Origin of the sequence: Paraburkholderia sp. J94 (assembly GCF_905220285.1) — a bacterium.
Lineage (GTDB): Bacteria > Pseudomonadota > Gammaproteobacteria > Burkholderiales > Burkholderiaceae > Paraburkholderia > Paraburkholderia tropica_A.
This window is the reverse complement of record NZ_CAJMZH010000009.1, coordinates 26,058-52,186: the sequence shown is the minus strand read 5'-3', so window position 1 is coordinate 52,186 and position 26,129 is coordinate 26,058. Positions and strand designations below refer to the sequence as shown.

Here is a 26,129-nt window from a genome sequence, read left to right as displayed (position 1 = left end):
CGCGCGTGGCAACGTCACGGCCGCCCTTACGATAGCAACGACGCCTCGCAATCCGCTTGCATCAGTACCGAGCAGTCACTCTAGCGGCGCGTCGCCGCGCGTCGCTCAGATCGCCGGTCGGCCTTGCATGGGCGCGTCGAGCGGCAAGTCGTGCGCATGATGCCGATCGGCGCCGAACGTGCGTTCCGCGCTCGCGTGCGCCGTGCCCGCGATCGCGCTGCACAGCCAGTCGTAGGTCGTCGACGGCGCGGTGACGGGCAGCATATGGCCGCCGCTCACGACCTTGAGCGAGACGAGCGGCGACGCGCGCCGCAATGCCTCGCCATGACGCGCCCAGTCGAGCACGATATCGTCGCGGCCGAACAGCACGTCGACGGGCACGGTCAGGCGCGCATAACGCTGGGTCATCTGGTCGAGATCGTCGGCGTCCTCGATGGCGACGAGGTCGCGCGATCCGTTCACGAAGCCTTGCGGGCGCAGACTCAGCAGCGCGCCGCCGCGCGTGCGGAAGTCGCGCGGCACCGCTTCGGGCGCGAACACCGCGCGCAGCGTGCTCGCGCTGGTGGCGAGGCCGAACGGCGTGGCGAAGGTGCGCGAGACGAAGCGGCGCACGGCGTTCGAGCGCAGCACGAGCGGGCGAAACGCCTTCGGCACCTCGGTTTGAGCGTGCGTGAGCGGCGCGATCAGGGCGAGGCGCGCCACCGATTGCGGATGATCGAGCGCGACGGAGAGCGCGAGCGCGCCGCCGAGCGAGTGGCCAACGAGCACGGTCTGTTCGAGCCGCAGCGCGGCGATGAAGTGCGCGACGATATCGGCTTGCGCGCGAATGTTCGCCGCGCCATCCGGCGCGCGCGTGGAGTAGCCGGAGCCGGGCCGGTCGAGCAGGATCACGCGATGGTCGCGCGCGAGCGCCTCCAGCGGCAGATAGGCGAAATTGCGCAACTGTCCGCAGAGGCCGTGCACGAACAACACGGCCTGGCCGCCGGGATTGCCGAACTCGACGTAGTGCAACCGCTCGCCGTCGATCTCGATGTGACGGCCATCCATCGGCACGGCGGTTTCGATACGGCGCGTGGCGCGCCGCGTGTAGAGCGCGAGCGCGGCGCACACGGCCACGATCGCGACGATTCCGCTTGCAAGGGGCAGGGCGATGACGTTCACCGGCGGACCTCTTCGAATGAGTGTGTCTCGATGTTGTTATGACCGCGTTTTCACGCATGACGACGAAAGCGGCAACCGTGGTTCTCAGGTTCGTTCAGGCAACACATTCGCGCGCGTTTGGCTCGCCGTCGACGCATCGCTGGCCTGCACGGGCATCGACGCCTCGTTGCGCGCCCACGCGATAAAGCGATGCACGCGCGCGGCGATCAGCGGCGCGTCGCGGACCACGGTCCAATGCGGCGCGTCGATGATCTCGCGCCGGTAACGCCCGAGCCATTGCGCGACGTGCTCGGACATCGCGGGCGTCACATAGCGGTCGAAGCGCGGCACGATGAATTGCACGGGCACCTGCGTGCGCCGCTCGCGTGGCCGCCGCGCGCACGCGATGAAATTCGCGCGATAAAGCTGCAAGCCGTTCAGGCAATTGCGCAACTGATGCGGGTCGCGTTCGGCGCGCACGCCCTCGGTCTTGTGCAGCCACCACGGCCAGAGCGCCGCGCCGCCGAGGCGCCAGACGAGTTGCGGCACGAGCGGTAGATGAAAAAACGCGATGTACCAGGACTTGAGCGTCTGCCGGACATTCGACGGCGCGCGAAAGACGTGATCGAGGCACGGCCCCGAAATCGACGTGTAGGACGCGATGCGCGCCGCGTTGGCCGGATCGGTCACGGCTTCCCAGCATTGAATCGAACCCCAGTCGTGCGCGACGAGATGAAACGGCCGCGTGCCGCACGTGGCGTCGGCGACCGTCATCAGATCGCGCGCGAGCGCATCGAGCCGATAACCCGCGCGACCCGAAGGCGCACTCGACGCGCCCATGCCGCGCACGTCGTAGGCGATCACGCGATAGCGCGTGTCGAGTTCGCGCCGCAACGCATCCCACACGCGCGCCGAATCGGGATAGCCATGCACGAGCACAAGCGGCGGCGCGTCGCGCGGGCCGCTCGCGTAGGCCGCGAGCCGCACATCGCCGGCTTCGACTTCGAAAGTGTCGATCGCGGTCATGATGCGTCAGGCCGCTTTCGGCGCGCCCGCCGGATGCAGCGGCACGCGGCGCGGCGCGGCTTGCGAGGCGTACTGCGCGTTGGTAGCGTCGATCTGCGAAATCAGGCCGTCGATGCGTTCGAGGTGCTGGCGGTTGTTGTGATCCCACGGATGAAAACCCGGCTTGAAAAAGCGCAGCCATTCCATCGCGATGCTCGGGAACACGCCGTGACGCGGACCGTAGAGAAACTTGAACAGCTTCCACCAGCCGCTGAATTTGCCGATGCGGCGCTTGTGGCGGCGCATCAGCGCGAGGTGATAGTCGAACACGATGACCCAGAACAGCACGGTGGTCGCGAGCATCGTGCCGGTGCGCATCAGATACCGTTTCGGCCCCGGCTTGATGACGGTGTTCCAGACGTCGTATGAGACCGCCTTGTGCTCGGTTTCTTCGAGCGCGTGCCAGAGCCACATCTGCTTGTAGCCTTCGACCGAGCCTTCGATGCGCGAACCGGTTTCGGCGAGCAGCAGATCCGCGAGCATGGCCGTGTAGTGTTCGAGCGCGACCGTCTGCGCCAGTTGCAGCGAAGGCGGCAACACCTTGCGCGCGAAGTTGAGGATCGCCCACAGCCGCTTGTCGAGCTTGTGCGCGGGCAGTCCCGCCGCTTGAAGCAGGTCGTTGTACTCGACGTGCTCGCGCGTGTGCATCGCCTCCTGGCCGATGAAACCCATCACCTGCTTCTTGAGGTCGGGGTCGTCGATCTGGTCGCGATAGTGGCGCACGGCATCCATGAAAAAGCGCTCGCCCGCTGGAAAAAGCAGCGACAGCGCGTTGAAGAAGTGAGTGACCGGCACGCCCTCGACGTGCCAGTCACAAGCCCGCTCGGGCGGTAACGCGAAGCGGATGTCGCGTCGGACCGGCATGATCATGCTGTTTCTCCCTGATTATTGCCTGCGTTGTTGTTGCTTGCGCCGCCGTTGAGCATCGCCTCGCGCGAGGCGCGTTTGGCGCGCTTGTTCGCCTTGGCGGCCTCGCGGCGCGCGCTCATTACGACGAGCGCCTGATAGGCGGACGGCAGCACGCGCGCGAGCCAGTCGGCGGCGCGTGCGTCGCGCCCGATCAGCACGCGCCGCGCGTTGCGTCGCACGCCCGTGAGGATCGTGCGCGCGGCGTCATCGGCGGTGGTGATGAAGAACTTCTCGAATTCGTCCTTGCCCTGCTGCTCGCTCGCGACCATGAAGCCGACCATGTTCGACGCGACGCGGCTTGCCTGGGCGATGTTGGTGCGGATGCCGCCCGGATGCACACAGGTGGCCGAGACGCCGCACTTCATCATGTCGAGTTCCTGGCGCAGCGATTCGGTGAAGCCGCGCACCGCGAACTTGGTGGCGTTGTAGCCGCTCATGCCCGGCTGCGCGAACAGGCCGAACACGCTCGACGTGTTGACGATATGGCCGTCGCCCGACGCTTTCAGATGCGGCAGAAATGCCTTCGTGCCGTGTACCACGCCCCAGAAGTTGATGTTCACGATCCAGTCGAGATCGTCGTACGACATGCCGTCGATGGTGCTCGACAGCGCTACGCCCGCGTTGTTGAACACGAGGTTCACGCGGCCGTGTGCGGCGGCTGTTTCGTCGGCCCACGCGAACATCGCGTCGCGCTTGCCGACGTCGAGCACGCGCGTCGTCACGCGCACGGACGGCGCGAGCGCGCGCACGATGCGCTCGGTTTCGGCGAGGCCGACGGCGTTTTTGTCGGCGAGCGCGAGATGGCAGCCGGCGCCCGCGAGCTGCACGGCGAGCGAGCGGCCCATGCCCGAGCCCGCGCCCGTGATGGCGGCGACCTTGTTGTCGAAGTGTTTCATGTCAGTGCTCTCCCTCTCCCTGATGGGCCGCTCAGGCGGCCTCGGTCGTGTGTGCTGCGACGCTCAACGGTACTTCGGCATCCTGATGATGCGGCTTGCGGAACACCTGGTATTCGCCGATCGAAAAGCTCGCGGTGGCCTGGCGGAAGCGCCAGGTGAAGCCCGGCCAGAGCGTGGTGTTCTTGCCGTTGCGCGGATCGAGATACCAGCTCTTGCAGCCGCCCACCGACCAGATCGCGCGTTCGAGCTTCTGCTGGATGCGCTCGTTGTAGCGCGCTTCCACGTTCGGGCGCACCTCGATCGAATCGGCGCGGTCTTTCTTCATGGCGTCGAGCGCGCCAAGCACATATTCGATCTGCGACTCGATCATGAACACCATCGAGTTGTGGCCGAGCCCCGTGTTCGGACCGACCAGCATGAAAAAGTTCGGATAACCAGGTAGTGCGGTGCCGAGATACGCATGCGCGCCATTGCGCCACGTCTCGACGATATCGACGCCGCCGCGCCCGATGATCGCGCCCGGCGGAAACGGATCGGCGACCTGAAAACCGGTGCCGTAAATGATGCAGTCGACTTCGCGATGCTGGCCGTCGGCGGTGATCACGCCGGTGGCGTCGATGCGCGCGATGTCGTTTGTCACCACGCTCACGTTCTCGCGCGTGAGCGCCGGATAGTAGTCGTTCGAGATCAGCACGCGCTTGCAGCCGATCGTGTAGTCGGGCGTGACGGCCGCGCGTAATGCGGGATCTTTCACGTGATGGCGAATGTGGCGCAGCGCGATCTTCTGCACGTTCTTCATCAGCGAGGGATGAATGGCGAAGCCGAGCACGCGCGATTCGAGCATCCAGTACAGGCCCGTGCGCATGACCTTCTGCGTGAACGGTAGCGTGCGAAACATCCATTGCTCGAACCGCGAGAGCGCGCGGTCGGGCTTGGGCATGATCCACGGTGGCGTGCGCTGGAACAGATCGAGCTTCGCGACTTTCGGCGCGATCTGCGGCACGAACTGGATCGCGCTCGCGCCCGTGCCGATCACGGCCACGCGCTTGCCGTCGAGCGCATAGCCATGGTCCCAGTGTTGCGAGTGAAAGGCCTTGCCCGCGAAGCTTTCCACGCCGGGAATCGCGGGCAGCGCGGCGCGCGAGAGACCGCCCATCGCCGAAATCAGCACGCGCGCGCTGAGGCGGCGTCCGTTCGCGAAGGCGAGGCGCCAGCAATGCGCGGCGTCGTCCCATTGCGCGCTCTGCAATTCGTGGTCGAAGTTGAGCCACGGCGAGAGGCGGAATTTGTCGACGCAGCGGTTCAGATACGCGCGAATCTCGGGCTGCGGCGCGAACATGCGCGTCCAGCGCGGATTGGGCGCGAACGAAAACGAGTAGACGTGCGATTGCACGTCGCACGCACAGCCGGGGTAATGGTTATCGCGCCAGGTGCCGCCCACCGAGCCGGCCTTCTCGAACACGGCGAAGTCGGTTTGGCCGCGCTGAAGCAGGCGGATCGCCATGCCCAGCCCCGCAAAGCCGGTGCCGATGATGGCGACGCCGAGCGGCTCGCCCAAAGACCGGGTGGGTGCGTTCATCCAGAGCGTCTCCCTATGATTCATTTTTAACTGTGACATTGAATGATGTAAACATAGTGCGCGCGGCGGGATCGCGCAAGGGGCTAGAGGGAGCACTCGGGACAAAGTTCGCGCGTCGATAGCACGCGTGCAAACGCCCGCCTGGCTTGGGTTTCAGGCCGATGGCGAGTGTTCAGGGCGAGCGAACGCGCGGGAAAATCCGCGATGAAAAAACGGGGCTGGAAGCGCGTGAGGGCGTTTGAAACGCTTCAAACGCAGCGCGAGGACGCGCGAACGCGGCAGGCGCGCGCCGGTTGCGGCGCGCGCTAAAGAAGGAAACAGCCAGGAATCAGCGGAGGAACGGCGGAAAAATCAGCGCTTTTTGACTGCCGGTTTCTTCGCCGTACGCGACGCGCGCTTGCGCGCCGGTTCGGGCGCATCGGCATCGGTATCGGTATCGGCGCTCTCGCTGGCGGTCGCGCTGGAATTGCCGCTCGCACGCTGGCCGAGCTTGGCCTCCAGAATCGTCGCAACGCGGCCGCCGAGATACTCGCTCGATTGCGCTTCGAGCGCGCGCAGGATCTCGTTCTCGACGAACACCGTGGAAAGCGGCCGCAGCCGCCAGATCGCTTCGACGAGCCCCGGCATATCGGTGGCGGGCGGCAGCGCGCCCGCGTCGTAGCGGTCGAGATGGCGCACCACCATTTCCACGAGCACGCGCGCGATAGCGTCGAAATGTGGCCGCGCCTTCTCCAGCACTTCGAGCAGGTCGCGCGCGGGAATGCCTTCGCGCACCGTGGCCGCGGCCGCGTCGAGCATGGCCGGATTGCGCGCGACGAACGACAGTCCCTTGCGCTCCAGCAGGCCGAATTCGGCGAGACGCGTGAGATTGCTGGGCGCCTGCGGACCGAACAGCTTGATCAGTTCGGGCAGCGAATAGGTTTTGGGCCGCGCATGCGACCACGGACCGCCGATCGCATTTTCGAGGCCGAGGATCGAGCGCAGATCGCCGCCGTCGTCGATGGCCTTGATGAGGTCCTGGATATTCGCGAGCGTATAGCCGCGCGCGAGCAGGTGATTGATGAGTTTGAGCCGCGCCACGTGCGAATCGTTATAGATGCCCACGCGGCCGCGCTTGTCGGGCGGCATGAGCAGATCGCGGTCCTGATAGGCGCGCACGTTGCGCACCGTGGTGCCGGTCACGCGCGCGAGTTCGTCGACGGTGTACTCGCTGACGTCGGGACGCTCGGGCGCGGAATCGGGAACGGGAGTCGTGGGCGTTTTCGGCATGCGCCGATTTTAGCGCGAGCCGCCGTGCTCGCGCGAGACGCTGTTCCCACTCTGTCCTCGCTATTTCGCCGCCAATGTGGGCCTGCACGCGTAACGCGGCGCGCGTGAGTCAGCACCGGTTAGAACTTGTAAGAGACGGCGAGAAATGAAATGAGCGGATTGGCCTTGAGTTCGGCGCGGCTCACGCCGAGTTCGGTGCCGTCGGCGGCCTTGATGATCACCGAGGACGTCGTCTTCAACGGAATATAGGTGAGCGACGCCACGAGCCCGAGATGCTGCGTGAGCTGATATTCGGCGCCGAGATTGAACACCGGCTGCCACGACGACGACGCCTTCGCGCTGATCTGCGTCTGCCCCGGCTTGCCCGCGCCCGCCGCGAGCACCGCGCCCAGATTGTCCTGAGTCGCCTTCACGAAGTTCGGGTTGAGCTGAATATCCGAGAACCAGTTATACGAGACGCCGATCCCGACGAACGGGCGGAACTTCGCATCGGCGTCGCGGAAGTAGTACTGGAAGATCAGCGCCGGGCTCCACTGCCGCACGCTCTGCACGATCGGATTGGTGGCCGGATCGCCGAGATTCTGGCTGCCGAGCGCGCCTGCCGGACCCGGCGGCTTGATCGTGCCGTGGCCATAGAGCTTGAACGTCGGCGGCACGCCCGCCACTGTCGAGACCGCGATGTGATCGGTCAGGAAGTGGCTGAACACGAGGCCCACCGTGTTCGCGTGGTTCGTCGACAGGCCCGTGCCCGGCGAGGTGAACGAACTCGGCAGACGCAGCGGCGTGTTGATCGGCGTGGGCGCGACCGTCGTGGTGAGCGGCGTGCTCGATTGCTGGGGCGCGACGTGGAACCAGCCGAGCACGGCCACGTTGTCGCCCGCATGCTGGGCGTGCGCAGCCGTGGACAAGCCGGCGGCCACCGCCGCCAGCGCGAGACGTCTCATCATTGTTGTTCCTCCCTGTTTCTCTCAGGTTCGGGCAAACCTGCCTGCGCGCGGCGGCCGTCTCATGAACGGCCGGTCCTGCGCGCGCCTTGCGGCCCGTGTGCGCGTTGCCGGCGGCGCGGCGCACACGGAGAGCGGTTGCCTCATGGGCACGGCATCGTTACCTGTCGATCGATGCGCGTGGCGGGCGTGAGTGCGGACTACTGCACGAACGCGCCCGCCGTGAAGTACGGCGACGAAGCATTCGTCAGGTCGAGGAAGCCGAACACGCCGCCCGTGAAAATCATCTTGCCGGTGGGTGTGGTGCCGGTCGACGCACTCACATGCGTGGTGGTCACGACGCCCGGCACGCTCTGCGCGAAGTTCAGATCGAGCGCCGTCGCCAGCGCCGCCTGCGAAGCATTGAACGGATCGAGCAGCGTGCCCTGCGTGCCCGACAGCGCGAGCGTGCGGTAATCGAATTCGCTGTCCACGCCGATGTACTCGCCGTCCTGCGAACCCTGCGCGATGGCCGTTTGCGGCGCGAGCACCGAAATGCCCGATTCGTCGTCGGCGACCGGGCCGGTTGCGCCGCTCTGCGGATCGACGCCGACCTGCGGATACGCCACGCCCGTGCGCACGAGCACCGGCACGAGCTGGTTGCGCAGCTTGCCGACGATCATGAAGCCCTTCGCGGCGTTCTTGCCGGTGACGAGCGTGGGCTTGACCTGCCCCTTGAAGTTGTCGGTTTCGAACACGCCGCTGCCGTCGCTCGACTGCGTGAAGTTCGTGCCCGGCTGCTGGCAGGTGCCCGCGTTCACGCCGCTGTTATCGCATTCCTGCCACGTGCCGTCGGCGTTGATGGTGATCTTCGCGTCGACGGCGGCGGGCAGGAAGTTCTGTGACGGCACCTGGTGATAGCCGAGCTGGTTATACGTGCCCGCGACGTTGGCGATATTGGTTTCGAGCGTCGAAAAGCCGATGAACGGGTAATACGGGAATTTCGTGTCCGGCACCACGCCGATGCCGCCCGAGCCCGCGAACTGGATTTCCGCCCCCGGAATCGTGCCGCCCGCCACGCCGAAGCCGATGAACACGCGCGCTGGACGGTTCGCATCGAGGCTCGCGCCGTTGAGCTGGAACGCGCATTGATTGAGCTTGGCCGTCGGTAATGCGGTCTCCTGACTAATCGTGCCCGTGACCACCTGGCCCTTGCGCGTGGGCGTGACCGTGCCGGTGGTGGCCGGAATCGGCGACTCCACATAGGTGATCTGCCAGGTCTTCTTCGTGGTGTCGAGCTGGAGCTTGACGACTTCGCCATCGCCGCCGCCGCCCGTGTAGACCGTGTTGTAGTCGAGCGAGGTCGGGCACAGCGCGGTTTCGACCAGCGGCGGGCTGCCGCTGCCACCGCCGCCACAGGCGCTCAGCGTGAGCATCAGCGGCGCGCCGAGCGCCGAGAGCTTCGCGAGGTGCTTCACGGAATGCTTCAATGTCATACCGCGTCTCCGAATATTCTTGTTGGCGGGGCGCAGGCTCCCTGTCCTTTGCGCCCCGTTCGAGCTTTCTGCTTATTGATTCGGTATCCGTATCAATCGATATCGGACCGGTGCCAGGCAAGCATTACTGCGGCTGGATCAGCGCGCCCACACCGAAATACGGCGAGTTGCTCGTCTGGCTGTTCGCCGAGGTCGCGGTCACGCCGCCGTTCTCCTCGCCGTTCAGGAAGATGCCGTAGAGGCCGCCCACCGCGATCACGTTGCCCGCGTTGCCGTTGTTGTCGGTTGCGCCGATCAGGCCCGGATGCGTCTGCGTGTAATCGAGCGTGAAGGTGCTCTGCGTCGTCATCGTCGAGGGCTTGAGGAAGCCGGCGGTCTGGCCGTTGATGAGCGTGGCCGTGTAGGCGAAGTTCGAATCGGCGCCGATGTAGCTGCCGTCGAACGAGCCGGACGTGAGCGTGGTGGCCGGCGCCATCATCGCGATGCCCGATTCGTCGTCGATCGCGATCGTCAGCAGGTTCTCGTTCACGTAGCCCGTGCGCACGACCACCGGCACGATCTTGCCGTTGAGCTTGCCGAGAATCAGGTGGCTCGCGCCGCCGTTCGCCAGCGCCGAGAAGGAGGGCGTGATGATGTGCGGAGCGTTGGCGCTCGTGAAGTAGCTGCCGTTGGCGTCGGCGGCCCATTGCGACGAAGCCGTGTCGCATTGCGTGTTGGTCGCGCCGCTCGTTACGCTGCAATTGCCGTTCGCGTCGTAGGTTTCCTGCGCCGTGGTCGCGGCCGAGGCGAAGCTCTGCGTCGGCACGATGTGATAGAGCAGCGCGTTCCAGTTGCCTTGCAGGTCCGCGATATTCGTGCTGACCGACGAGAAAGCGAGGAAGGGATAGAAGTCGAAGGTGCGCGACTGCACGTTCGGGAACAGCAGCGCGGCGGTGCTGTCGCCGCCGAGATTGACCGTCGCGCCGGGAATGCCGCCGCCCGCCACGCCGTAACCGACGTAGATGGTCGGCGGATTGTTGGCGTTATAGGCCGTGGTGTAGGTGTTGCCGTTGAGCGTGCCGGTGCCTTGCTGAAGCTGGAACGCGCAGGCGATCTGCGCGGCCGTCGGCAGCGCGCCGGTGGGCGGATGCTGGACCGCGCCGGTGATCGTGAGCCCCGCACGCGTGTTTTGCACCGAACTCGACTGAGCCGGAATCGGCGAGGCGAGATAGGTGAGCGAGTAGGTCATCTTCGTGGGATCGATGCTCAGGCTCACGACTTCGCCGCTGCCCGCGCCACCCAGATAGGTGTTCTTCGCGATATCGGCATCGGCCGGGCACAGCGCCGTGGCGGCCGGCTGGCTCGTCGGCGCGCCCTGGTTCGTGCAGGTCGAGCCCGAACATTGCGCCGGCGTGACCGGTGCGGGGTCGCTGGCGTTGCCTCCACCGCAAGCGACGAGTAACGGCGTCGCGGCTGCGGCCAGCGCGACGCAGCGGACAATGCTCTCCAACATGTGTCTGCCTCCCTGTCTCGTAATAATTTATGCGCTGAAGATTGGATCATGACATTGGCCGCTGTCAATTGAACGAATCACTCTAAAACCCGGGCGCTGGGCGGCGCCGCTTGCGCTGTCTCGTTCGGGGCGCGTGCAACGCGGGTTTGTCCTGATGTCACGGCGACACGCGCCGGCGCCGCTGCGCAAATCGTGTTCCCGGGAAAGCGTCGCGTTCGTGTGCGCAAAGGCCATGACGTCGAACGCGGATCGCAATGAGTCGGCTGATCGCTTGCGAGTCGCAATGAATGGTTCGACATGCGAAATATTGAGTGGTGGTTTTTTCGGCGAACGTGTCGATGTCAAAGGTGAGGGAATACGGGAGGCGTTGGCGCGCGATGCGCCGACAAAGGTGAGAACGTTCGGGAGCCGGACCTGGGGAGTGCCAGGAAACGTGAGATCGGTCGAGCCACCATGCTCACCTGTTCGACTTCTACGCTGCCAAACGCAAAAGGTGAGTGTTTGCGGGAACCGTTCTTCACTGACTCGACACGAAAACGCAATTTGTAGCTTGATATCATCAAGTTACTTCGCGGATTTTTTAACGTTGAGTGTCTGGCTGTAAATCCAAAGGTGAGCGTTTTCGGGAGCGCATCCACACATCGAGCACAAATTCCGTTGCCGGCTTCTGATCGGACGCGAGCGGCGAAGCGGTATAGTCGAAGACGATGCGCGCCGGCCAGGCGCCACCTCGAACCCACCGGCCGGTGCGGCGCTACGGAGCCGTCACATGGGTTTATTCGACCGACTGTGGCCGCGCAAGCCTGCGCGGCCGGACCCTCAATCCGAACAGACACGCGCGCTGGCCGAGCGCCTGAGCGAACTCAGCCCGGCGCTCAAGCTCGCGCGCGACTGGCGCACGCGCCTCACGCCCCCGCTCGCGCAGTCGCTCACCTATGTGAGCGACGTCGTGCGCAACCTGCCGCCCGCGCACGAGGCGAGCGCCGCGAACTGGCTTGACGATCCCTATATTCATGCGTTTTTCGCCGCGCCCGACGAGATCGCGCACGTGCTGAGCCGCTCGGTCGAACTGCATGCGTGGTTCGAGAGCCATCCGTTCGCGAACGAAACCTATGCGGTGCTCGGCATGGCGATGAGCGAGCGCCGCGCGTTCGGCGTCGCGCAGCACGGCGACCAGGTGCACGCGGACGTCGTCCAGACGACTCTGAGTTTCGACGACCATCAGGTGCGCGTCTGCGGCGAAACCGAAGCCGAGTTGCGCACGCTGATCGTGCAGCGCGTGATCGAGCAAATCGCGCTCGAAGGCCTCGCGCAGATCAGCGCCGACGAAACACGCCGCGACGCGCTCGAACAGGAGCGCGCGCTGCTGCGCACGCGCCTGCAATTACTGACGCGCCAGGGCGCGGGCACGCACAAGATGGTCGGCGAACGGGCGATGGCGAACGCGACGGAACTCGCGCATCTGGAGGCGCAGATTGCCGCGAACGAGCAGGCGCTCGCGGCGCTCGGACTCAAGACCGACGCGCTGGAGCACGAACTGGGCGTGATCTGCGATGTGCTGGCGCATCCAGCGCAGCACGCGAACGTCGAAATGCGCTCGCTGCGCTTGAGCCCGATGAACGTATTGCTCGGGCCGGACGCGCCGAGTGCTGGCGGTGCGGCGGGCGCGCCGATCGTCGTGCCGCTCGCGCACATTCCGGCGAGTCCGGCCGGCTTGCGCGCGTTTTCGCTGGTGCGCTTTGCGCGCAAGGATCTCGTGCCGCTGCCGAGCGTGCTGGACGCCGATAGCCGATTCGTGATTTGAGTCGAGTGGTGCGAATTGAGGGAAAGGTGAGTGTTTTCAGGAGTGAGGGGAATCGTTACGCACTCCAACGCGGATACGCTCAGGTGATGTCGCACGCGTATTCAATACTCACCTTGTTTCCTTCACGGCAGAAAGAAATCACGCTTTGAGCCTGTAAAACAAGGCAGAAAATTTCCTGGGACTCCCAGGTCAAGCGATTCGATGCGGCGCGACCCGCCGACGCGATGATCGCGCGTACGCCAATCGTTCAAGGTGAGGATTTTCGGGAGCCGCGCGCCGCGCACTGATCAAGGTGCGCGCGGTGAGGTCAGCGAGCCGCTTGTTCATCACCGAATGCGTGGGTGAAACCGTGAGGCGTTCAGGCACGCGGAAGGCGCTGAAACACGCGTTTTTCTGCGTATTCCGCAAGATTTTCTTGGTAGTCCCAGGTTAAACGATGCGAATCTTTTGATCGCGAAGGGTGCGAAGTTCGAACTCGGGCATGCGGTGGCGATCACTCGCGCGCACACACGAATGCGCCTAAGGTGAGCCTTTTCAGGACCCGCAGATTCAACCGCCTCCGAACTTCACCAGACGAAAAAAAGCCCTGAAAACAGGGCTTTTTCTCTCCGATAACGATCCATTCCAGAACCGACGCTCACCCAAAGGTGAGCCTTTTCAGGACCCCGCCGCCGCCCAAACCGAAACGCCCGCTTCGTCGATCTCGAAACGCAGCACCTCAGTCTGCACTGCATGCGGTGCATCGTCGGCGGCGATGTCGAACGCTTCGCCGCCCAGTTCGATCGTCACGTAGCGGTCGCCGTGGCGCAGCGAGGTGCCCGCGAGCCGGCCTTCGTAGCGGCCATCGGGCGCGGCGCGCAGCGCACGCGGCGACACGCGCCACATCGCGCGCGCGCCCACCGCGAGCGGCGCATCCGCAGGATTCCTGAAACGCAGCCGCAGCCCGGACGCCGTCTCGATCTCGCCCGCCGCTCGCACGATACCTTCGCCGATGTTGTGCAGTCCGAGCAGTTCGGCCACGCGCACGCTGGCGGGCCGTGCGAACACCGCATCGACGGCGCCCGCCTGGAGTGCGCGGCCGTGCTCGATCACGAGCACTTCGTCGGCGAGCAGGGCGGCTTCGTCGGGATCGTGCGTGACGATCACCGTGACCGCGCCGATCTCGCGCTGCAACGCGCGCAGCGATTGCTGCAAGCGGCGGCGGCGCGGCGTGTCGAGCGCCGCGAACGGCTCGTCGAACAGCAGCAGCTGGCTGTGCCGCGTCAGCGCGCGTGCGAGCGCCACGCGCTGACGCTGGCCGAACGACAACTGACGCGGCAGACGCTGCGTGAGCGCGTCGAGGCCCAGATGCGCGAGCCAGTAGCGCGCGCTGGCGGCGTCTGCATCGACGGGAAACGCGAGTTGCTGCGCCACCGTCATGTGCGGAAAGAGCCCGTAGTCCTGCGGCATGTATCCGATCTGGCGACGCTCCGGCGGCAGCGCGCCAAGATCGGTCGCGCCGAGCGTGACCGACCCGGCGTCGTTCGGCTCCAGCCCCGCGACGATGCGCAGCGCGAGCGATTTGCCCGAGCCCGACGGCCCGATGATCGCGAGCCGCCGCGTATGCGGCTGCCAGGCGACGTCGAGCGTGAACGCGCCCAGCTTGCGCTGCGCGGTGAACGCGAGCCGCAGATCGGCGCGCTCGGGCGCGGCGGCGGGCGTGATGGCGGTGAGTTCGTCGCCGTTGTCGGTGCTCACCGCGAGCGTCGCGCGCGCGCCGCGCGTATAGACGGACAGCACCGCGCAGACGATCGCAATGCCGAGCGTGGGCAGCAGCAGCGGCATCATCGCGGGCAGCCCCTGGCCGCCGAACACCACGTAGGTGTAGACGGGCAGCGAGTACGGGTGATACGCGACCATCACGGTCGCGCCGAATTCGCCGAACGCGCGCAGCCACGCGAGCGCGAGCCCCGCGCGGATGGCGGGCCAGGCGATCGGCAGCGTGACGCGGAAGAAGCGGCTCGCGGCGTGATGGCCGAGCGTGGCGGCGACGTCGTCGAAAACGGGATCGACGGCCGCGAACGCGGAGCGCGCCGCGACGATCAGGAAGGGCGCGGCCACGAAGGTTTCCGCGAGCACGATACCCGTGAACGAATCGGTGAGCGTGCCGTTGAACAGCTGGCCGATGCCGCTATACGGGCCGATCAGGAACAGCAGCAGCACGCCGCTCGTGAGCGGCGGCAACGCGAGCGGCAACTGCACGACGAAGCCGAGCAGCGCCACGCCGCGCGCCTGCGAACGCGCGAGCCAATAACCGAGCGGCACGCCGCCCACGAGTATCACGAGCGAGGCGACGCTCGCACTCGCCGCCGAGACGGCGACGGCCGACCAGGTTTGATGCCAGTCGACGCCGCTCCAGTCGGCCTGGCCGATCTGCGGAATGCTGGCGAGAAACGGCGCGCACAGATACACCGCGAGCAGCGCGCCGAGCCACCAGAGCGGCCTCGCGGCACGCTGCACGGGTTGGGTCATGATTGCGCGATCATTGCTGCGCGGCGTCGATCACGGCCTGGACCGAAGGCGGAATCGCCTGGCCGTTGCCGTTCACGCTGGGCTTCGTCACGTCGACGCCGTGTTCGGCGAGCAGCTTGCGGCCTTCCGCCGACAGCAGGAAGTTGACGAAGCGCGCGGCGCCCGCGTTGTTGGGGGCGTCGTTGAGGATCGTGAGCGTGTAGTTCGCCTTGATCTTCAGTTCGGGCGCCGGGTGGATCGACGGAATCTTCAGGTCGGACGTTTCGGTGGAGTAGAAAAAGCCCGCGTCGAGCTGACCCGATTGCAGACGGCCCACGAGCGTTTCCTCCGGCAGCACCTGCTCGGGATTTTCCGGCGCGCCCAGCGTCTTCTCGACGAGGTCCGGCTGGTTATACGCCTGCGCGGCCTTCGTCATGAGTTCGACGGTGAACGCGCCCTTCGGGTCGAGTTTCGGATCGGTGCGGCCCAGACGAATGCCCTGTTCCTGCAGCACGTCGCTCCACTTCTTCGTCTTGAAGTCGTTGGCGAAACGGCTTTTCGCGTTATAGCCGATCAGCAGCGGCGATTCGGCGAAATTCACGTACCACGAAACATGATTGCCGTTCGCTTCGCCCGTCAGGCTCGCATTGACCTTCGGGCTCGCGCTGATGAACACGTCGCCGCGGCGCAGCTTGCCCTTGATCTCGTTGGCGATCTTGTTCGAACCGGCGGCGTAGCCCTTGAAATGCAGACCCGTTTCCTTCTCGAACGCCGGACCGACGCTTTTCTCCATCAGGTTCACGAGCGAGCCTGCATAGAGCACGTTCACGTCGTTGTCATCGGCGGCGAATGCGCTCGAACTTGCGGCGAGCACGCCCGACATCATCACGACCGATGCGATCAGCTTGCGGATCATCTGTTCTACCCCGTTCCGTTATAAAGGCCCCTATATTACGACAGGAGTGCTGCGTTTATATACCTGGCCGAACGGCCAATTTTTAGTATCACCCCTGTGCGCGAGGCATCGGGACGACTACACTGGGCTCCTTCTTTCCCTTTGCATTTTCCTTCGCATCGCATGCGCGCCCGACCACGGTTGGCGACGCGCGGCGGCTTTACATGGAGACCATCATGCGCACGAGCGCCCGCAATCACTTCACCGGTCAGATCGCCGCCGTCAAGCCCGGCGCCGTCAACGACGAGATCACGCTGCAAGCCGACGGCGGGGTGGAGATCGTCGCCATCATCACGCACGGCAGCGCCGCGGCGCTGGGTCTCGCGGCGGGCAAGCCCGCGTTCGCGCTCGTGAAGGCCTCGTCGGTGATCGTCATGGTCGACGGCGACGCGAGCAAGGTGTCCACGCGCAACGTGATCGCGGGCAGCGTCGCGTCGGTCACGAAGGGCGCGGTGAACGCCGAAGTCGTGATCGCCGCGCCGGGCGGCGCGCAGATCGCGGCCATCGTCACGAACCAGAGCGTCGACAGCCTCGGGCTCGCGGCGGGCAAGGCGGCCTCGGCGCTGTTCAAGGCGTCGAGCGTGATCGTCGGCGTGGATGGCTGAACGCACCGGCTGCATCGCGGCATGACGCAGCGCGAAGTGAACGAGCCGGCGCCCGACAAAGCGGCAGACGAAGCGCCCGACGAAGCGCCCGATTTCGAGCGTCTCGCCGCCGCTTGCCGCGATCGTTTGACGGGCATGCCAGGCGGCGCGCCTTCGGCGGATGCGTGGCTGTTCGCGCGGCTCGTGGCGGCGCGCGAAGTGCGCGGCGAACGCGCGTTGCTCGGTTTGTCCGCGTCCGAATTCGCCGATCTCGCGGCGCGGCATTTCGTGGCTGGTTCGCTGGCGGACGTGCTGCGTGAACCGTCGGCGAACATGGCGAACATGGCGAACGTAGCAGGCGTCGCGATCGCCGATGAAAAGCACGCAGCCTTCGCAGACGCGATGCGCGGCTTTCTGTTCAGCCTTGCAGCGCCCGATGTCGATGACGCGGACGCGCACTGTCTCGCGTCGATCCTCGCGCACGCCTGCCTGCGTCCCGACCATCTGTGGCGCGATCTCGGCCTGAGCGGACGCGAGGACGTTACGCAGATGCTCAAGCGTTTTTTCCCCGCCGTGGTCGCGCGCAATACCGAAGGCCTGCGCTGGAAGAAACTGCTGGCGCGCGAACTCGCGCTGGCGAACGGCGACGTGCCAGGGCCCGCGCCGGGTTGTCCCGGCTGCGAGGATTTCGGCTTCTGTTTCGGCCACGCGCGTTAGCCATTTGGCCAGGCGCGCGCGCAAAACCATCGTGTATGCTTGCGCGCATGACCAGATCCGCAAAAGACCGCGCGCAGACGGGCGCTTCGCCCCTTGCCAACCCGAACGTGACATCCACCGTGAAGACGAGCGAATCAGCGAAAGCGAAGCCGCAAACTGCCGCGCAGATGGCGGCACAAGCGCCTGCCGGGGAGACCGGCGCGCGTCGCGAACCGCAGGTGCGTTTTCGCATGCGCGTGATGCAGGCGGACACCATCGCGCTCGGGCCGGGCAAGGTGCAGTTGCTCGAAGCGGTGCACGAACACGGTTCGATTTCGGCGGCGGCGCGCAGCCTGAACATGTCGTACCGGCGCGCGTGGCTGCTCATGGACGAATTGAACCGCGCGCTCGAATCGCCGGCCACGGTTTCGGAGCATGGCGGCCAGAGCGGCGGCGGCAGCATGCTCACGCCCGTCGGCGAGGAAATCATCCGCCTTTATCGCGGTATCGAAGCGCGCGCGGCTGCGGCCTGCGCGACCGAGATCGCCGCGCTCAAGAAGCTCGTGAAGGGCTAAACGAACGCGCCGCTGGCGCGTATCAACCGTGCCGCAGGCAGAAGCGCGACACCGGCACGGCGGTGAGCGTGGGCACCGCGTTCGTATGCAGGCGCGTAATGAGTTCGACGAAGCTCGCGAGACTCGCGGTGCGCAGCGGGTGATACGTCACCTGATGCCGCTCGCACACGCGCTTGAGCGTGTTCATCGAATCGTGGTCGATGCAGTCGACCGGAAACACCGCGAGATCCGCGCCCGCGAGCGCCGCCGCGAGCAGACCTTTGCGGTCCTCGATACCGCCGTCGTGCACCGTCAGTTCGCCGCCCGCCGCGGCCACCCAGCGCCGCAGCGCGTGATTCGATCCCGGCCGTCCGCCCACATAGACGATGCGACGGTTCTTGAGCGCGTCGCGCGGCAGGGCGCGGGCCGTGCCGCTGTTGTCGTCATCGTCGTCGTCGGGGTGAGCGGCGTCTTCCAGTGCCTGCGTTTCGGCGCGCAGCGTATCGATTAGCGCGAGGGCGTCGTCCAGTTGCGTGCGCAGCGCGTGCAGCGCGGTTTCGTCGGCGTTGGCGCGTTGTTCAGCGGCTTCGCGGCGGCTCGTTTCGAGCGCGAGGCGCGCGTCGCGTGCGGCCAGTGCGGCCTGCAAGGCGGCGTTTTGCGTATGCAGCGCGGACGCGTCGCGTTCGACGCGCTGAGCCGCGTTGCGCGCCGTCTGCTCGGCGAGCGCATCGCGCGCACTGTCGCGCTCGCGGCTCATTTCGTGCAGACGCGTTTGCTGGCGTTCGATCTTCGCGTGCAGTTCGGCGTTGTCCGCTTCGAGCGCGACGAGGCGGCGCAGATCGGCGCGATTCGCCGCGCCCACCAGATGCGAGAGCATGTGCAGCTCGCCGAACGCGGCCTGGCGCACGTCCATCGTCGTGGCCGGATGGCTCATCAGCGCCCAGTAGGCGGGCGGGATGTCGCCGTTGGCGCGCGCTTCGTTCCAGAGCGCGAGCACGGCGTCGGCGTCGCGCGCGCCCGCAAAGCGACGCAGCGCGCCCGCATAGCGCGTGTCGAGCGCCTTTTGCAGCGCCTTGCCGCCCGCGCCGCCCTGGATCGCCAGTTCGACGGCCGTGTGATGGATCTCCAGATCGCTTGCGTGGCGCGGGTCGAGCGGCGCGAACTTCGGCACGAGCTTGCGCAGTTCATGCGTCGAAAGACAGGTGCCGATGATCGAGCAGTGCAGATGCGCGTCGAGTTCGGTCAGGCGCGTGCGTCGATGCGAGCGGTCGAGTTCGTCTTGCGAAGGGCCGCAGCAGTCGGCGGATGGGGCGAAGGCGCGCAGATGCGGCGCCTCGTCCGGCGTCGCGGTACCCGGCGTGCGGGCGAGGCGAAACGGCGGTGCGTGCATGGTGACCTCTGTCCGGTTGGGAACGCGCAACGGTCGGGCGCGCACCGTCAGCGCAATATATCACGGAATATAGCGGTGTCCGTCGGGTCGCCTGGACGACGACGGAGCCTGCGTTTTGGGGCTTCGGTTGCGGCTCGGCGGCGCGTGCTTCAGGCCGCGTCGCGGTGTTCGGTCACGGGCTCGGACGGCGCGTCGGCTTCGGTTTTGGGCGGTTTCGCGGCGCGCCGTGGCGAAGTCGTCGCGCTCGCGACTTGAGGCGCGAGGGTCAAGCCGTCCGCGCCTTCCGCGCGCTGCGCATGGCGCGCCATCACGTGCTCGACGCACAGCGAAACCAGCGCCGTATCGATGCGTTCCAGCTCGGCAGCCGTCGCGCGCATGGCCTCGGTATCGAGGCAGAAGGCATCGGAGAACAGCGCGTCGCGGGTCTTGTCGAGTTGGCGCGCGTCGCGGATCGCGCGCTTGAGCTCGCGCTGACGCGCGAAGCCCGCGAGTTCGGCGCGGCGCGCGAGCGAGCTCAGCAGCGGTTGCAGCGAGGTGGCGGCGTCGGCGCTGGCGGACGCTGCGTCGGCGTCCGGCGCGAGCGAGCGATTGAAGCGCTCGACGCTCTCGCGCAGACGCCGGAACGCGTCGATCACATCGCGGATGCGCTCGGCGCGCTCATGGCCCGACGCCGGGCGCAGCGCCGTGATCGTCGCCGTCACGCGCGGCGGCGCGGGGCGCGCAACTGCATTCATCATCCGTGGCCGACTGCTCACTTACCCACCTCGTGTCATCTGCGGAAATCGTCGCCGCGCGGATCCCGGCAAGGATCGCTGGCGGTGTCGTTATATTCTAATGTATATATCGGTGCCGATAATCGCTCATGCGCATGAATCCGTGGCGCGCCGGCGACGCGGCGCCCGATCGACTAGAATCAGGCGCTTTACGCGACGCCTGCGCGCCGCAAATATGCGCCGCCGTGGCCTCGGCCGCGCCCTTTCCGCCTTCCGCCGTCCATGAACACACCTTCTTCCGCTCCCGGCGACGCGCCGCAGAGCATCGCGCGCAATCGCGGTTTCCAGCGTTTCTGGGGCGCCCGCGTGCTCGGCTCGATGTCGTTTCAGATGCTGGCCGTCGCGATGGGCTGGCACATTTACGCGCTCACCAAGAGTGCGTTCGCGCTCGGCCTGCTCGGTCTCGCGCAATTTTTGCCGATGTTCCTGCTGACGCTCGTCGTCGGCCATGTCGCCGATCGTTACGACCGCCGGCGCATCGCCGCCGTGTGCCAGAGCATCGAGTGCGTGGCCGCGCTGACGTTCGCGTGCGGCACCTTCGGCGGCTGGCTCAGCGCGCCGATGATCTACGTGCTGGCGGCCTGCGTGGGCGCGGCGCGCGCGTTCGAGTCGCCGGCCATCTCGTCGCTGCTGCCGGGCGTCGTGCCGCGCGCGCAACTGCCGAACGCGACCGCGTGGTCGACCTCGGCGACGCAGACCGCGCAGATCGTCGGACCGGCGCTCGGCGGCCTGCTCTACGGACTCGGCGCGGGGCCGGCCTTCCTGGCCTGCGCGGTGTCGTTCGCGATCGCGGCGATGCTTTCGGCGGCGATTCCGCTCAAGGCGCGGCCGCCGTCGCGCGCGCCGGTGACGCTGGAGTCGGTGTTTTCGGGCATCGCGTTCATCCGCTCGCAGCCGGTCATTCTGGGCGCGCTGTCGCTGGACCTGTTTGCGGTGCTGTTCGGCGGCGCGACCGCGCTGCTGCCGGTGTTCGCGCGCGACATCCTGCACGCGGGGCCGCTCGAACTGGGGCTGCTGCGCTCGGCGACGGCAGCGGGCGCGCTCGCCGGGACGATCTGGCTCGCGCACTTTCCGTTGCGCCGACGCCCGGGGCTCTCGATGTTCGGCGGCGTGATCGTGTTCGGCTGCGCGACGATCGTGTTCGGGCTGTCGCATAACGTGGTCGTTTCGCTGATCGCGCTGGCGGTGCTCGGTGCGTCGGACGTCGTGAGCGTGGTCGTGCGGACGTCGCTCGTGCAGTTGCGCACGCCCGACGAAAAGCTTGGCCGTGTGAGCGCGGTCAACTCGCTGTTTATCGGCACCTCGAATCAGCTCGGGGAATTCGAGTCGGGCCTGACCGCCGGCTGGTGGGGCGCGCAGCCCGCGGTGCTGGTGGGCGGCGTGGCGACCATCGGCGTGGCGCTGCTGTGGATGAAGCTCTTTCCCGCGCTGCGGGATACGCGTTCGCTAGAGCGCGAGGACGCGCCCGCGACGGCGAGCGCGGCGGGGTGAGTGGCTGAGGGTGGCGACTGACGGTGGCGACTGACGGTGGCGACTAACGGTGGCGACTGACGGTGGCGACTAACGGCGGCAACTGAGGGGAGCGACTAACGACGGCGACTGAGGGCAGCGACTAACGGCAGCGACTAACGGCAGCGACTAACGGCAGCGACTAACGGCAGCGACTAACGGCAGCGACTAACGGCAGCGACTAACGGCAGCGACTAACGGCGATCGTCGCAACTAACTGTCGTGCGCGGCTTCGGACGTCTTGGCGATGAAGGAATGCTGGCGTGATCCACGTCGTTTGCCGCGTCATCCTGTCTCATCCGCAGCATTCGGGGCGGATTTGGGCCTGTTTTGGGCACGTTTCGACCGTTTTTCGACCTGTTTCGCCACGCCGACACCAGGCAAACGCGCCGATTCCCGGTATCCTTGGGCCGAAGCGAAAGGAAGCGCACCCGCGCCGCCACGCCCAGCTTTTCTGGCCAAACCCAGGCCACAACCCAATCAGCACCAGCATGTCCCAGTCATCCCGCCAGCTACCGTCGACGTCCGCCTTCTGGAGCACGCCATGCGCGTAGGCCGTCCGGTCAAGGCGCTGCCGCAGCCGCTCTGCGACTACTGCGGCGCGAAGGCGCTGCTCGCGCGTTTCGGCGACGAAGCCTATCCGTATCGCGACGATCACGGCACGCTCTGGGTCTGCCCCGCGTGCGAAGCGTGGATCGGCGTGCCCGCGCGTAGCACGCGCAACGTGCCGCTCGGCCGCCTCGCCAACGGCGCGCTGCGCGACGCCAAGAGCCGTCTGCACGACGCGCTCGAACCGCTCGTCGCGGCCAAGGTGCGGCGCGACAAGGTCAATATCTTCGAGGCGCGCGGCCGCGCGCTGCGCTGGCTCGCCGAGGAACTGGGCTTCGATTTGCCCAATCCGTCGATCCACCATCTGACACTCGATCAGTGCGAGGCGGCGATCCGCCACGTCGAGGCTTTCATGGCCGCGCGCCGCGCCAGCGGCGACGAGCGCTGACCTCCAAACCCCGCACATCGGCGCAGATCGGCACGCATTCCCGCACGTTCGCGCCGCCGTGGACACCTTTAGTTACATCCTCGCCGCAAATCGACGCTCAACCTTGGGCGCAGCGTGCCGTTATTGCACCTGAACCGATTCTTTCCTGTGACATGGCCAAGACGATCCCTTTTCCGGCGCAACACCTCCAGGCCACGCGCGCTCGACGCCACAAGGCCAAGACCGAGTTGCTGCCGATGCCGCGCGCAAGCGCGGATGAACTCGCGCTCCAGGTGCATCTGGCGCTGGCCGCGTTGCGCGCGGGCGGCTCCCAGCATGACGCCCAGGCGCTCCTGCACGCGCACGTGCTCGCGCAATCGATTACGGACGCCGGTTACGGCGACCTGACGCCCGAACAGGTCGGCCCCGCCGACGAAGCGATCATCGCGTGCTTCACGCGCGGCGGCGCGCAGGGCGAATGGCGTCTCGACGAGACGCAGTTCGAGGCGGTGCGCGCGGTCATCAGCGTCTACGACGTGCAACTGCAAAGCGCACCGATGTGGGTGCTGACCGAGGCGAGCGAGCGTCTTGAGCGCATGCGCGCGGGCGAGACCGGGCAGGCGCGCAAGCGCGCGTGACGGAATTCGCGGGCACGCGGGTTGCGGATACGGCTTTCGGAGTCGACGCTGACCCGGGTATGGCCCCGTGCGATTGAAGCGATGCCGCAACAAGCAGTCGCGACGCAGCGATATCGCAGCGTTCAGACCCCGATCGACCCTGCCGCGTGTCAGGGTAATGAAAGGGACAATCGCGGCGACAACAGCGCGAATCGGAGCATCCACCGCCATCGCGCTCAATGCGCCGTCTGGCGGCGTTGTGGCGGCATTGGCACGGGATTTGACGCGCGGCGCGAATCGTGTTGACTTCCGACAGCGTGCGTGACTAAAATTCGCCCGTCTTAACAAAAGGGGCTGACGCCTTGGACAGTAGCAGTAGTCGATCTTCGAACAGTTTCGCTGCCTGACCGGCAGGACGTCCGCGCTCCCTTTTCTCTCAGCCGCCGTCTTGCCAGCCAGGCAGATGGTGCGCGTCCAGCAGTACATTCTCGTGCACTCTTTTTAGCGTCGACCAGGCGCCGCAGCGTCGTATGCGCAGCGCGCCAGGCCGATATCGCGCCGTGAGCCCTGTTCGCTCGCGGCACGGTCCGTTCGTCACGCCGATCGTCCGCCTTGCGGCCGTCGCGCGACGCGCGGACCGCCACATGCGCCGCCTGGGACCGGTTTCCAGCGCGCCGCCGTGACGATAAGGAGTTCCGATGTCCGACAGTGACAGTTATCCGTTATGCCGCTTCCTTTTTTCGTTCCCTGAGGAAAGCGCGCAGACGTGAGCCGCTGACGCGCGTACGCCGCGCGCAGCCGGGTCTGCTGGCTTTCCTCGCAACCGCGTCCGCTCCCCGAGCGCGACGTGAGGAGATCCAGCATGGACTTCGGCCTTCTTCTGCCGCACCTGCCGCAAACGCTGCACACCCTTCATCCCGACCAGCTCGGCGCCCTCGAGCGCCCGAGCGGCACGCCGCCTTGCGCGCCGTCCCGCCTTGCCGCGCGCTGGCGCGACTTGCGCGCGCGTGTGTTCCGCGCGTCGGGGCGAGGTTGACCGGGGCTGACCCAAGTTAGGACAAGAAAGAACGGCCCCGCCCGAACGCGCTGCCGCCCGCATGGCGGCGCGCTCGACGCACGGGCCGCGCATCATCCAGATCGCCGGTGCATCAAGACATGAATCAGATCAACCGCTCCATGCGAACAACTCGCCGTGCTGCGCGCGCACGCGGCGTCGCGCATGCCATCGCCCTGGGAGGCCGCTAATGGAGTTCAGATTCAACCTGAACCGTACGGCCAACGCCTCGGCGTGGCGCGTGCTGCCCAACCGCTGGGACTTCGTAGCGTTCCCGCTCATCATCTGCTTGATCGCGATGGCGGCCGTGGGCTTCCACGAGACGATGGCGCCGATCGCCACGCTCAAGGCGCAGCCGATTTCGCTCGACGCATCGAACCTGCCCGAGTATGCGATGCGCACGACGCTGCGCATGCTGGCGGCGATGATCGCCTCGCTGATCTTCACGCTCGTGTACGGCACGCTTGCCGCGAAAAGCCGCCGCGCCGGACTCGTGCTGGTGCCGATTCTCGACATTCTTCAGTCGGTGCCGGTGCTGGGCTACATCTCGTTCACGGTCACGTTCTTCCTCGCGCTGTTTCCCTCGCGCGTGCTCGGTGCTGAACTCGCGGCGATCTTCGCGATTTTCACGAGTCAGGCGTGGAACATGACGTTCAGCTTCTATCAGTCGCTGCGCACCGTGCCGCGCGATCTCGATGAAGTGTCGAAGGGTTTCCATCTGACCGGCTGGCAACGCTTCTGGAAACTCGAAGTGCCGTTCTCGATGCCGGGCCTCATCTGGAACATGATGATGTCGATGTCGGGTGGCTGGTTCTTCGTCGTGGCCTCCGAAGCGATCACGGTCGGCAACAACACGATCACGCTGCCGGGCATCGGCGCGTATCTGGCGCAGGCGATTTCCGAAAAGAATCTGCACGCCATCGGCTGGGTGATCCTGACGATGACGGTCGTGATCCTCGCCTACGATCAATTGTTGTTCCGTCCGCTCGTCGCGTGGGCCGACAAGTTCCGTATGGAAAACACCAGTTCCGGCGACGCGCCCGAGTCCTGGCTGCTCGACCTGATCCGCCGCACGCATCTGATTCACCGCCTGCTGGTGCCGATGGGCTTCCTGCTCGCGACGCTCGCGCGCATTCCGTTCCGCGTGCAACTGCCGAAGGCGATGCCCGCCGTGAACCTCACGCTCAGCAAGCGTTCGCGTGTCGGCGACGCCATCTGGGCCGTGTGCGTGATCGCGCTCACGCTGTTCGTGGTCTGGCGCGTGGTGGCTTACGTGCGCACCGGCGTCTCGCTCGACGAAGTGGGCCATGTGCTCGTGCTCGGCCTCATCACGCTGCTGCGCGTGATGTTGCTGATCGCGATTGCCTCGGTAATCTGGGTGCCGCTCGGTGTGCTGATCGGACTGCGCCCGGCGCTCGCGGAAAAGTTCCAGCCGCTCGCGCAGTTTCTCGCGGCCTTCCCGGCAAACCTGCTGTTCCCGGTGTTCGTGATCGTGATCGTGCGTTTCCACCTGAACCCGGACATCTGGCTCTCGCCGCTGATCGTGCTCGGCACGCAGTGGTACATCCTGTTCAACGTGATCGCGGGTGCGAGCGCCTATCCGAACGACTACAAGGAAGCGGCGAAGAATTTCCGCATTCGCGGCTGGCAGTGGTGGCGTCAGGCGATCCTGCCGGGCATTTTCCCGTACTACATCACGGGCGCGATCACGGCCTCGGGCGGCGCGTGGAATGCGAGCATCGTTGCCGAATACGTGCAATGGGGCGATACGCGACTCGAAGCGCACGGGCTTGGCGCCTACATCGCGCAGATGACCGCCGCCGGCGATTTTCCAAAGATCATTCTGGGCATCGCGATGATGTCCCTGTTCGTGACGCTGTTCAACCGCGTGCTCTGGCGCCCGCTGTACACCTACGCCGAGTCCCGGCTGCGGCTCGATTGAGATGGAGTAAAACATC

General features: G+C 66.3%; 22 protein-coding genes. 9 read left to right on the top strand and 13 right to left on the bottom strand.

Going from position 1 to position 26,129, the window contains the following annotated elements; translation table 11 throughout:
- Positions 1 to 105 precede the first annotated feature (105 nt).
- From U4Y88_RS20205 to U4Y88_RS20165, 9 genes are all read right to left on the bottom strand, one after another.
- Positions 106 to 1,161, bottom strand: a complete 1,056-nt coding sequence (locus tag U4Y88_RS20205; RefSeq protein WP_321785913.1) for an alpha/beta hydrolase — start codon at positions 1,159 to 1,161, stop codon at positions 106 to 108.
- Positions 1,162 to 1,245: 84 nt separating this feature from the next.
- Positions 1,246 to 2,169: an alpha/beta fold hydrolase gene (locus U4Y88_RS20200; protein WP_321786271.1), complete on the bottom strand. Its 924-nt coding sequence runs from the start codon at positions 2,167 to 2,169 to the stop codon at positions 1,246 to 1,248.
- Between the two features lie 3 nt (positions 2,170 to 2,172).
- On the bottom strand, positions 2,173 to 3,075 hold the full coding sequence (locus U4Y88_RS20195) for a metal-dependent hydrolase (protein ID WP_321785912.1): 903 nt from the start codon (positions 3,073 to 3,075) through the stop codon (positions 2,173 to 2,175).
- Positions 3,072 to 4,010 (bottom strand): SDR family NAD(P)-dependent oxidoreductase, encoded by a 939-nt coding sequence (locus tag U4Y88_RS20190; protein WP_321785910.1) that lies wholly within the window; start codon positions 4,008 to 4,010, stop codon positions 3,072 to 3,074. Before U4Y88_RS20190 ends, U4Y88_RS20195 begins: the two co-directional genes overlap by 4 nt.
- A 31-nt stretch (positions 4,011 to 4,041) precedes the next feature.
- Positions 4,042 to 5,589: an NAD(P)/FAD-dependent oxidoreductase gene (locus U4Y88_RS20185; protein WP_321785908.1), complete on the bottom strand. Its 1,548-nt coding sequence runs from the start codon at positions 5,587 to 5,589 to the stop codon at positions 4,042 to 4,044.
- A gap of 351 nt (positions 5,590 to 5,940) precedes the next feature.
- On the bottom strand, positions 5,941 to 6,858 hold the full coding sequence (locus U4Y88_RS20180) for a MerR family transcriptional regulator (RefSeq protein WP_321785906.1): 918 nt from the start codon (positions 6,856 to 6,858) through the stop codon (positions 5,941 to 5,943).
- Positions 6,859 to 6,977: 119 nt separating this feature from the next.
- Positions 6,978 to 7,802, bottom strand: a complete 825-nt coding sequence (locus U4Y88_RS20175) for an OmpW/AlkL family protein (protein ID WP_224013262.1) — start codon at positions 7,800 to 7,802, stop codon at positions 6,978 to 6,980.
- 200 nt (positions 7,803 to 8,002) lie between these two features.
- Positions 8,003 to 9,217, bottom strand: coding sequence for a DUF2957 domain-containing protein (locus tag U4Y88_RS20170; protein ID WP_321786269.1), 1,215 nt, complete (start codon positions 9,215 to 9,217; stop codon positions 8,003 to 8,005).
- Positions 9,218 to 9,401: 184 nt separating this feature from the next.
- Positions 9,402 to 10,769 (bottom strand): DUF2957 domain-containing protein, encoded by a 1,368-nt coding sequence (locus U4Y88_RS20165; RefSeq protein ID WP_321785904.1) that lies wholly within the window; start codon positions 10,767 to 10,769, stop codon positions 9,402 to 9,404.
- A 769-nt stretch (positions 10,770 to 11,538) separates the two neighbouring features.
- Here U4Y88_RS20165 and U4Y88_RS20160 point away from each other — a divergent pair.
- Complete coding sequence (locus U4Y88_RS20160) at positions 11,539 to 12,573, top strand: hypothetical protein (protein ID WP_224013243.1); 1,035 nt, start codon at positions 11,539 to 11,541, stop codon at positions 12,571 to 12,573.
- A 657-nt stretch (positions 12,574 to 13,230) separates the two neighbouring features.
- Here U4Y88_RS20160 and U4Y88_RS20155 read toward each other — a convergent pair.
- A complete protein-coding gene (locus tag U4Y88_RS20155) occupies positions 13,231 to 15,084 on the bottom strand; it encodes an ATP-binding cassette domain-containing protein (RefSeq protein WP_224013244.1) in 1,854 nt (617 codons plus the stop codon).
- A gap of 10 nt (positions 15,085 to 15,094) precedes the next feature.
- Positions 15,095 to 15,979 carry an extracellular solute-binding protein gene (locus U4Y88_RS20150; RefSeq protein ID WP_310630373.1) on the bottom strand — a complete coding sequence of 295 codons (885 nt, stop codon included), beginning with the start codon at positions 15,977 to 15,979 and terminating at the stop codon, positions 15,095 to 15,097.
- A gap of 215 nt (positions 15,980 to 16,194) precedes the next feature.
- Here U4Y88_RS20150 and U4Y88_RS20145 point away from each other — a divergent pair, with 215 nt between their 5' ends.
- The 3 genes from U4Y88_RS20145 to U4Y88_RS20135 all read left to right on the top strand — a co-directional run bounded on the left by U4Y88_RS20145 (position 16,195) and on the right by U4Y88_RS20135 (position 17,873).
- Positions 16,195 to 16,623, top strand: a complete 429-nt coding sequence (locus tag U4Y88_RS20145) for a TOBE domain-containing protein (RefSeq protein ID WP_310630374.1) — start codon at positions 16,195 to 16,197, stop codon at positions 16,621 to 16,623.
- 21 nt (positions 16,624 to 16,644) lie between these two features.
- Complete coding sequence (locus tag U4Y88_RS20140) at positions 16,645 to 17,319, top strand: nitrogen fixation protein NifQ (RefSeq protein WP_321785902.1); 675 nt, start codon at positions 16,645 to 16,647, stop codon at positions 17,317 to 17,319.
- A gap of 167 nt (positions 17,320 to 17,486) precedes the next feature.
- Positions 17,487 to 17,873 (top strand): winged helix-turn-helix domain-containing protein, encoded by a 387-nt coding sequence (locus U4Y88_RS20135; RefSeq protein WP_224013264.1) that lies wholly within the window; start codon positions 17,487 to 17,489, stop codon positions 17,871 to 17,873.
- A gap of 22 nt (positions 17,874 to 17,895) precedes the next feature.
- Here U4Y88_RS20135 and U4Y88_RS20130 read toward each other — a convergent pair whose 3' ends face one another.
- Positions 17,896 to 19,242, bottom strand: a complete 1,347-nt coding sequence (locus U4Y88_RS20130) for a DUF2325 domain-containing protein (protein WP_321785900.1) — start codon at positions 19,240 to 19,242, stop codon at positions 17,896 to 17,898.
- A gap of 149 nt (positions 19,243 to 19,391) precedes the next feature.
- Entirely contained in the window at positions 19,392 to 19,979 is a 588-nt protein-coding gene (locus tag U4Y88_RS20125; protein ID WP_321785898.1) for a hypothetical protein, read from the bottom strand.
- A 258-nt stretch (positions 19,980 to 20,237) separates the two neighbouring features.
- On the opposite strand from U4Y88_RS20125, the gene U4Y88_RS20120 reads away from it, so the two are divergent.
- From U4Y88_RS20120 to U4Y88_RS20100, 5 genes are all read left to right on the top strand, one after another.
- Entirely contained in the window at positions 20,238 to 21,506 is a 1,269-nt protein-coding gene (locus U4Y88_RS20120; RefSeq protein WP_310630379.1) for an MFS transporter, read from the top strand.
- Positions 21,507 to 22,068: 562 nt separating this feature from the next.
- Positions 22,069 to 22,521 carry a zinc-finger-containing protein gene (locus U4Y88_RS20115; protein ID WP_224013251.1) on the top strand — a complete coding sequence of 151 codons (453 nt, stop codon included), beginning with the start codon at positions 22,069 to 22,071 and terminating at the stop codon, positions 22,519 to 22,521.
- Between the two features lie 152 nt (positions 22,522 to 22,673).
- The gene (locus U4Y88_RS20110) at positions 22,674 to 23,138 is read left to right on the top strand and encodes a hypothetical protein (protein WP_321785896.1); all 465 of its coding nucleotides are present in this window, start codon (positions 22,674 to 22,676) and stop codon (positions 23,136 to 23,138) included.
- Positions 23,139 to 23,979: 841 nt separating this feature from the next.
- Positions 23,980 to 24,153, top strand: coding sequence for a hypothetical protein (locus tag U4Y88_RS20105; RefSeq protein ID WP_321785894.1), 174 nt, complete (start codon positions 23,980 to 23,982; stop codon positions 24,151 to 24,153).
- Between the two features lie 208 nt (positions 24,154 to 24,361).
- Positions 24,362 to 26,113: an ABC transporter permease gene (locus U4Y88_RS20100; RefSeq protein WP_224013254.1), complete on the top strand. Its 1,752-nt coding sequence runs from the start codon at positions 24,362 to 24,364 to the stop codon at positions 26,111 to 26,113.
- The last annotated feature ends 16 nt before the right edge of the window (positions 26,114 to 26,129 follow it).